The following is a 9,094-nucleotide window of genomic DNA, read 5'->3' on the forward strand; positions in this document are numbered from 1 at the left end:
AACCGGAAACATTACAATCATCTTTGATGGTGATGAAAGCTCATTGACACTGGAAAACGGCACAGCAAAACTTAATGTGGAAAACATTACTGCCGGAAAACACAACATTGCCGTCATATACTACGGTGATGAAAGCCACAATCCTTCACACAACACAACAAACATCGAAATAACTGAAGAAATCACACCAGAACCAGAAAAACAAAACACAACAATAACAATCATAGTTCCAGAAAACATAAAAGTAGGAGATGCTCTTGACATAAACATAAGCATTGCAAATGCGACAGGAAACATCTCCATTTTCATTGATGGTGATGAAAGAACAGTGCCATTGGAAAACGGCACAGCAGACATTTCATTAAACAACATTTCTGCTGGAAAACACAACATTGCAGTTGTATATTACGGCGATGAAAATTACCTTAAATCAACCGCTTCAAAAGAATTCATGGTTGATAAATATAAATCAGAAATTGATGTCATTATTGGTGAGATAAAATTAAATGAACCAGTCACTGTTGAAATCAGAATTCCAAATGCAACAGGAAATATCTATGTCCTTGTTGACGATGAAAAACTTATTGTTCAATTGGATGAAAATGGCACTGCTACTGTTGCTGTCGGGAATGCCATTGCAGGCAACCACGGAATTGTAGTAATCTATGAAGGTGATGAAAGCCAAACTCCAGCTTACAGCGTGTCCAATTTCACCGTAGCAAATTGCATCGCAACAGAATTTACCAACATTACCATAACGGATGGCATAAACATTACCGTAACATTGGTGGATGCAAACGGCAATTCTGTTTCAAATGCGGCTGTTGATTACTCAGTTGGAAATGTATCAAACAGTACATTCACAGAATCTGACGGGTCATTTATTATTGCAGGAGCAAAGGGAGAATTAATTGCAATCAACTATGCAGGCAACGGCACTTATCTTGCCACAAACACTTCTATTAGATTTGATAATGAAGATTTTGAAAAATTAGCTACCCAATTCAATGTAAGCAACGGCTACATATTGGAAGTTTATGCCGTTGATTACAAGGCAGGTGAAAGAGGAGCGATGTTTGATGTGCTCTTAACTGATTCAAACGGAAATCCTCTTGCAAATCAAAGCGTAGTATTTGCCATCAACGGTTGGGTTCACAACAAGACAACAGACGCAAACGGTGTGGCCCGCCTTCAAATCAACCTGAAGGATTCTAACCACTACACCTGCGCTCCGTGTTATCTTGGAAACATAACATACAATGCAACATTGGCTTCCGCAAAGATTAATGTAGTCAAAAAGCCAATAACAATAACTGCAAGTGCCAAATCATACAAAGCAACTGCAAAAACCAAAAAATACACAGTCACTTTAAAAACAATCAAAGGATCATCTGCAGACGGTAAAACCTATCTTAGTGCAGGAAAAAAAGTAACTCTGAAAATAAACGGCAAAACATATACAGCAAAAATCAACGCTAAAGGAAAAGCCACATTCAGCATTAAGCTGACCAAGAAGGGCAAGTTCCAAAGTGTTATCAAATTTGCAGGAGATAACACATACAAAAGCGCAAGCAAAAAAGTAACAATAACAATTAAATAAGTGAGAAATTTTCTCACAACTTTTTTTCTTTTTTTATCAGTCAAATAATATTTAAACTAATCTTTTTATAGTAATAGAAACAAAAATAATTGCATACTGATTTTATGATAATCTTTTTATTAAAATGGTGAATATAGATGACACACTGGATTGAAAACATAGCTGATGAATTAAGCAAAATGGATGTAGAAGAACATGTCATTGCAAGTGGAACCTCCATTTCAGGTTCAATACACATTGGAAACTCTTGCGACATATTTGTAGCTAATGGGATTGGAAAGAAATTAAGAGAAAAAGGAAAGAAAGCAAAAACCATCTGGATTGCAGATGACCACGACCCTCTCAGAAAAGTCCCATACCCTTTACCTGAATCCTATGACAAATACTTAGGAATGCCATACTCAATGATTCCATGTCCTGACGGATGCTGTGCAAACTTTGTAGAGCACTTTGAAAAACCGTTACTTTCAGTGATGGATGACTACGGAATAGAAATGGAAACAAAATCCGGTTTTGAAATGTACAAGTCCGGAGTCTATGACGATTACATAAGAACCTCATTTGAAAAGGTTGAAAGAATCAAGGAAATATTCAACCAATACAGAAGAGAACCGCTAGCGGATGACTGGTTGCCATACAACCCGATATGTGAAGAATGTGGCAGAGTAAACACTACACAAGCTTATGATTACGATGGTGACATTGTAAAATACAGATGTGAATGTGGCCACGAAGGAGAAATGGACATCAAATCCGGAAACGGTAAACTTACCTGGAGAGTTGAATGGGCAGCAAGATGGAAAATATTCGGAACCACATGCGAACCGTTCGGAAAAGACCATGCTGCAAGTGGAGGATCATACGATGTAAGTAGCGTCATCTCCGAAGAGATATTTGACTATCCTGCACCGTATCCAGTGCCATACGAATGGATTACACTTGACGGTGAAGCCATGAGTAAATCCCATGGTGTTTTCTTTGCACCTGAAGAATGGTTGAAAATAGGACCTGCTGAAAGTCTTCACTACTACCTGTTCAGGTCAAAACCTATGAAAGCAAAGGATTTCTCACCTAAAATGCCATTCTTAGACTTTATCGATCAGTTCGATACAGTTGAAAAAGTGTTCTACGATGAAGTGGAAGCACCATCAGAAAAAGAAGGCAGAAAATTCAAGGAAATCTATGAAATCGTGCAGATGACTCCAGATGCACCTCTTCCATTCAGACCACCGTTCAGATTCCTGGTTAATGCTTATCAGATTGCTGGAGACGATCTTGAAAAAATATTTGACATCCTTAAAAGGAACTCCCAGCTGACCAAAAGCTTCAAAGATAAGGAATTTGGCGATTTGACCGACTTGGAAATGGCGCAATACCGTGAAAGGGTTGACAACGTCAAATATTGGCTGGATACATATGCACCTAAATTCGTGAAATTCCAAGTGCAAACTAAAAAAGTTCCTAAATTGCCATTGACTGATGAGCAAACCAAATTCTTAAGTGATCTCGCAGATTTGATGGAAACAACCGAATTTGATGATGCGGCAGCGCTGCATGATGCGATGTATGAAATCCTGGAAGGCCAAGGCCTCAAACCACAAAAAGGATTCCAGGCAATCTATAAAATGATTTTAGGTCAAAAACAAGGTCCAAGAGCAGCATCATTCCTGCTTTCCTTAGACAAAGACTTTGTTGTAAAAAGATTAAGACAAGAAGCTTAATCTTTAACCTTTTTTATTTTTAAAATAAGATGAAAAATTAAATTAAATTAAACTTTTAAAGTCTTTTTTCATTAAAAGTTCATCTTCAAACTGATAATCAAGTTTTTCAAATATTTCTATCAAAATATCTTCTTTTGAATCGAAACTGACAACAACATTTTTGAATTCATAGTCCATTGCTATCTTCTCGAGCTGCCTTATCAGTTTGTAAGCGATTTTTTCACGCTCATCATATGAATTTAAAAATAGCGTAGTGATTTCAGCGGAATCGGCATCATAAACCTTGAAGCTTGCACATCCTACAATTTTGGAAAAGCTGTTTAAAAGCAACACCACCTGTGGCTCATTGATTTCACATCCAAATGATGCGCAGAATTCTATAAATCTTTCATCTCTTTCATCAGTTACAATTATTTCCATTATTTAACCTCTGTAGTGTTTCCCACTTTCGCAAGTTCCCTTTGCCAGATTTCAGGATTTTTTGAAGTGAATTTCAAAAACAAATCCCTGCATCTCAAATCATTCAATACTACCACTTCAACGTCATTTGATTCCAGCAGATTTTCAGCACCCATCAGAGTGGTGTTCTCGCCTATAACCACCTTTGGAATGTTATACAATATTACTGCACCGGAACACATAGGACATGGAGACAGTGTCGTATACAATGTGCATTCGATATAATCCTCATAATCAAGACGGCCTGCATTTTCAATTGCATCCATTTCAGCATGCAGAACGGCAGAACCGTTTTGAATCAACCTGTTATGGCCTTGGGATATGATTTCATCACCTTTTACAAGAACGGCACCTATTGGAATTCCACCTTCCAATAAAGACTTTTCGGCCTCCTTAATGGCTTCGCCCATAAAATAATTATCTTGAGTCATGTTAAAAAAAAAGAATAAATTAGATGAAATTAATCATCTTAATCTATTGAACAATCCTTTGTTGGATTCTTTTTCCAAATCAGCTTCAAGTTTTGAAACTTGTTTTCTTAAATCGGAAATGGTTTTGTTTGTTTCATTGGATAATTTGTCATAACTGCTTTCTTTAACTTTAAGGCTAGTTTTAAGTGAAGAAATTTCTTCTTTGTATGCGTCAATCTGTTTTTTGTTGACACTGTCCACTTCTTCCTTATAATTACCCAATTCGATGAGTTCAGATCTTAGCTTGTCGACTTCCTCTGAAAGATCGATATTTTCCTTTCTGGATTCGGACAATTTTTCTTTAGCATCATCCAATTCACTGGTTAATCTTGCATTTTCGTTTTCGATTTCTTCAACGTCAACAGCAGCCAATTTATTTCTTAACTCTTCAATTTTTGCTTCGAGTTCCTCTTTGATAGTGTTAACTTCGTTTTCCAGTTTATCTGCCCTTACTTTATTGACAGCACCTTCAGCACCAAGTTTACCTATCTGATTACTTAAGTCCGCATTAATATCAAGTTGGTCGAAATATTTTCTAGTGGTTTTTTCCAGTGCATTGGTTAACTCAACTTTAACCTTGTTTAACTCAGCATTTTCCTTTTTGAGTTTTGGTATGATTTTGTTTGTTAAATAGTTGAGTTCATTTGACTGATTTGATAATTTTTCATCTTTTTCTTTTAGTTTTCTTTTCAAATCATCAGATTGTTGTTTGAAATCACGTTTTTCACTGGTTTTTTCGGAAGCAGGTTTTTTAGGAGCTTTCTCAACAGGTTTTTCAGGAACTTTTTTCTCGACAATCTCTTCAACAGGTTCGCCGACTTCCTCAATTACAGATTCCTCAACCTCTTCAGGAACTTCTTCAACAGCAGGCTCATCAACTTCCTCAATTACAGATTCCTCAACCTCTTCGGGAACTTCCTCAACTGCAGCATCTTCAGCAACCTCTTCAACAACAGGTTCTTTAGAAACTTCTTCTGCTTTTTCGACAACTTTTTCAACAACAGGTTCTTCAGAAGGTTTATTTTGTTCTTCTGATTTTCTATTTTTGATTTTATCTAAATTTAAACTAAGTTTTTTCCCAATCATAGAATTTATTGGTTTTTCATCTGACATTAAAATCACCAAAATAGCAATAATAATTAAAGTTCGACATCCTATTACTGATTATTTAGTTATATTTGACAACCTATTTAACTATTGTTAATGATGATTTTTCACACGACAAATATTATTAATATCATGAAAAACTAATATGTAAATACTGAAATTAGTTTTATAACTTGTGGAGATACCATGGATTATTTTGAAAGATTGGAAAAAGAAACCCATCACCTATACGATATTGCCAATCAGGCGAGGTCTAAAGGGTTAGATGTTGAAACCGAAAGTGAAGTGCCACTTGCAAAGGATTTAGCAGAAAGAGTGGAAGGGCTTGTTGGTCCTGAAGGCGTGGCACAAAGAATCAAGGAACTGGAAAAGGATATGGACAGGGAATCCGTAGCCTTTGAGATTGCTGCAGAAATCGCTTCCTCCAAATTTGAACTCGTAGGCGAAAAGGCCGGATGGGATCAGGAACAGAGATGCGACCAAGGTTTAAGAACAGCCCTTGCAATCCTGACTGAAGGAGTGGTAGCCGCACCCCTTGAAGGAATTTCCGACGTTAAAATCAAAGACAACTTTGACGGAACAAAATATATCGGAGTTTATTTTGCAGGACCTATCAGAAGTGCGGGAGGTACAGCGGCAGCTCTAGCTGTGCTTTTAGGTGATAAAATCAGACAGGCCATAGGTATCGATGAATTCAAGCCGATTGAAGATGAAATTGAAAGATATGTAGAGGAAGTTGAACTTTACGAATCCGAAGTTACAAATCTTCAATACTCACCAACACCAGAAGAAGTGAGATTTGCCGCCAATCACATTCCAGTAGAGGTATCAGGAGAACAGACTGACCAGGTTGAGGTATCCCACAGGGACCTGGAACGTGTAGAGACAAACAACATTCGTGGAGGAGCCCTTCTTGCGATGGTTGAGGGTGTTATCCAGAAATCCAAAAAAATCAAAAAGATTGCTCATAAGCTTGGCCTTGACTGGGACTGGCTTGAGGAATACTCAAAGCCAAAAACCGCAGAATCAACAGATGACAGCGGAGATTCCGACATTGTAAGTGAACCTAAATACATTCAGGATATCATTGGAGGAAGGCCAATTCTTGGATACCCTTCAGAAAAGGGAGCCTTCAGATTGAGATATGGGCGTTCCAGAAATACTGGTCTTGCAACAATGGGAGTCCATCCGGCCACAATGGCACTTCTTGAATTTTTGGCAGTCGGAACACAGCTTAAAATCGAATATCCCGGAAAAGGTAACTGTGTTGTTCCTGTAGATTCAATTGAAGGACCTACAGTGAAACTTAAAAACGGCGATGTATTGATACTTGACAGCGTGAAAAAGGCCCGTGAAGTCAAAAAGGACGTTGTTGAAATTCTCTTTCTTGGAGACATGCTTGTTGCATTCGGAGAATTTTTAAGAAACAACCAACCGTTATATCCTTCAGGATGGTGTGAAGAATGGTGGATTCAGCTTTTGACCGCAAGCGACAAGTTTGACAAGGACAACAATGATTTGGATTTGGACAGACTGGAACATGACTATCTCACATCAATTGAAGCGCTTACACTTTCTAAAGATTACGGAATACCACTCCATCCAAAATACACATACTGCTATAACGACGTGACCATTGACGATTTGAATTCGTTGATTGATTTGCTGATGGCATCCAAATCAACTTTCAAACCTGATGAGGGAATCAAACTGGATTTATCATATCCGAAAAGGGTGTTGGAAGTCATTGGAGTTCCCCATACCGTGAGAGACAGCAAAATTGTAATCGATAAGGACCATGCCTATGCGCTTTTGGTAACCCTATCAAAAAAACTTCCTAAAAAGGATAGCACAATCGAAGCCGTGAATGAGGTTTCACCTATCGAAATCAAAAACAAGGCCCCTGCATACATCGGTACACGTGTAGGAAGACCTGAAAAATCCAAAGAAAGACTGATGAGACCCGCACCACATGGACTTTTCCCTATTGGAAACTATGGAGGTTCTAGAAGACTTATTGCTACAGCTGCCAAAAAAGGAAGTATCAGAGTTGAGCTGGGAAGCAGAAAATGTACAAATCCGGAATGCGGAGTAAGTTCAAACAATTCCCTATGTCCGAAATGTGGAAGCCCGACAGATGTCATTCCTCCACGCCAAAAGAGTATTCAGCTTGCATCTATGCTTAAGAGGGCATCAGACAACGTCAAGGTGAGAAGAGTGGATGAGGTCAAGGGCGTTGTCGGTATGATTTCAGAGTCCAAATTGGCCGAACCTCTTGAGAAAGGAATACTCAGGGCAAAAAATGAAGTTTTCACATTCAAGGACGGAACCATACGTCACGACTCTACAGATTTGCCGCTGACACACTTCATTCCAAAGGAGATTGGAGTTACAGTTGAAAAACTCAAGGAAATGGGTTATGAAAAGGACTGCTATGGAAATCCAATTGAAAATGAAGATCAAATTGTTGAACTTAGAGTTCAGGACGTTGTTATTTCAGACAACTGTGGAGAATACCTTTTAAGAACAGCACAGTTTATCGATGACGAGCTGACAAGGTTTTATGGAATGGATCCATTCTACAATGTCAAGGAAAAAAGTGACCTGATTGGCCATCTTGTAGCCGGCCTTGCACCGCACACATCCGCAGGAGTTCTTGGAAGGATAGTGGGCTTTACAAAGGCATTAGGATGTTATGCTCACCCTTATTTCCATTCAGCAAAACGTAGAAACTGTGACAGTGATGAAGATGCGATAATGCTACTATTGGATGCAATCCTTAACTTTTCAAAATCATACTTACCGAATACTAGGGGAGGCAGTATGGATGCTCCTTTAGTTTTATCTACCAGAATCGATCCGGAAGAGATAGACGACGAATCCCACAACCTGGACATATTTGAAAGGTTCCCTGTGGAATTTTATGAAAAGACCTACAGTCCACTGAAGCCTGCTGAGGTTTTGGAGTACATTGACAATGTTGAAATGCATTTGGGGACTCCTAAGCAGTATGAAGGACTGATGTTTTCCCATCACACATCAAATATCCATGCGGGTCCGACAATCTGTCTTTACAAGACCTTGCCTTCAATGAGGGAAAAGGTTGAAGCACAGATTGCCCTTGCAGAAACCATAAGGGCCGTTGACCAACGTGGAGTTGTTGAAAAGGTCTTGTCCTCTCATTTCCTGCCGGACATTATGGGAAATTCAAGAGCGTTTTCCAAACAGAAGGTCAGATGTACCAAGTGCGGATCAAAATACAGAAGGATGCCTCTTACAGGAAAATGCGGTAAGTGCGGAGGAAACCTAATCCTTTCAGTTTCAAAGGGTTCGGTTACAAAGTATCTTGAAATTTCGCAGGAGCTTATTGACAGATATCCAATTTCTCCTTACTTGAGACAACGTTTGGAAATTCAGGAGTTCGGTATCAAGTCATTGTTTGAAAGTGACAAGTCCAAGCAGAGTTCCTTGGATGTGTTCTTCTAACATTACTTATCAAATGCTCTCGGATTATTGATTTTTAATATTAAATATATAATAAATTTCAGAGTATATTAATAATGTTCGATGCAAGACGAACATTTTATATACCTTGAGAACCTATGTATTAAGTAGAAAGTTGTTCGTATGAAAACGAACAATAATTATACATGTCCCAACATATACTATACTATCTGAGAGAGCACTCTCTCAAACTAGGATAATAAATTTTAAAAAACTAGGAAAATGGTGTGAAT

General features: G+C 38.3%; 6 protein-coding genes. 3 read left to right on the forward strand and 3 right to left on the reverse strand.

Annotated elements, in window-relative coordinates; genetic code table 11:
• Both ACKI2P_RS03515 and lysS read left to right on the forward strand, forming a co-directional pair.
• On the forward strand, positions 1 to 1,600 hold a 1,600-nt coding region (locus ACKI2P_RS03515), incomplete at its 5' end, for an Ig-like domain repeat protein (protein ID WP_407375062.1).
• 137 nt (positions 1,601 to 1,737) lie between these two features.
• Complete coding sequence (lysS, locus tag ACKI2P_RS03520; RefSeq protein ID WP_407375063.1) at positions 1,738 to 3,321, forward strand: lysine--tRNA ligase; 1,584 nt, start codon at positions 1,738 to 1,740, stop codon at positions 3,319 to 3,321.
• A gap of 42 nt (positions 3,322 to 3,363) precedes the next feature.
• Here lysS and ACKI2P_RS03525 read toward each other — a convergent pair whose 3' ends face one another.
• The 3 genes from ACKI2P_RS03525 to ACKI2P_RS03535 are packed head-to-tail and all read right to left on the reverse strand — an operon-like array spanning position 3,364 to position 5,363.
• Positions 3,364 to 3,741, reverse strand: coding sequence for a GNAT family N-acetyltransferase (locus ACKI2P_RS03525; RefSeq protein ID WP_407375066.1), 378 nt, complete (start codon positions 3,739 to 3,741; stop codon positions 3,364 to 3,366).
• Entirely contained in the window at positions 3,741 to 4,211 is a 471-nt protein-coding gene (locus ACKI2P_RS03530; protein WP_407375068.1) for a nucleoside deaminase, read from the reverse strand. The genes ACKI2P_RS03525 and ACKI2P_RS03530 overlap by 1 nt, the downstream gene beginning before the upstream one ends.
• 33 nt (positions 4,212 to 4,244) lie before the next feature.
• Positions 4,245 to 5,363: a hypothetical protein gene (locus ACKI2P_RS03535; protein WP_407375069.1), complete on the reverse strand. Its 1,119-nt coding sequence runs from the start codon at positions 5,361 to 5,363 to the stop codon at positions 4,245 to 4,247.
• Between the two features lie 180 nt (positions 5,364 to 5,543).
• Here ACKI2P_RS03535 and polC point away from each other — a divergent pair, with 180 nt between their 5' ends.
• Positions 5,544 to 8,843, forward strand: a complete 3,300-nt coding sequence (polC, locus tag ACKI2P_RS03540) for a DNA polymerase II large subunit (protein ID WP_407375071.1) — start codon at positions 5,544 to 5,546, stop codon at positions 8,841 to 8,843.
• Positions 8,844 to 9,094: the final 251 nt, after the last annotated feature.

The sequence above is a fragment of the Methanobrevibacter sp. genome, assembly GCF_045541095.1.
In the GTDB taxonomy this organism is placed as follows: domain Archaea; phylum Methanobacteriota; class Methanobacteria; order Methanobacteriales; family Methanobacteriaceae; genus Methanocatella.

Coding starts and splice junctions, on each gene's coding strand:
- lysS (WP_407375063.1), top strand. CDS start 1,738: ATGACACACTGGATTGAAAACATAGCTGATGAATTAAGCAAAATGGAT.
- ACKI2P_RS03525 (WP_407375066.1), bottom strand. CDS start 3,741: ATGGAAATAATTGTAACTGATGAAAGAGATGAAAGATTTATAGAATTC.
- ACKI2P_RS03530 (WP_407375068.1), bottom strand. CDS start 4,211: ATGACTCAAGATAATTATTTTATGGGCGAAGCCATTAAGGAGGCCGAA.
- ACKI2P_RS03535 (WP_407375069.1), bottom strand. CDS start 5,363: ATGTCAGATGAAAAACCAATAAATTCTATGATTGGGAAAAAACTTAGT.
- polC (WP_407375071.1), top strand. CDS start 5,544: ATGGATTATTTTGAAAGATTGGAAAAAGAAACCCATCACCTATACGAT.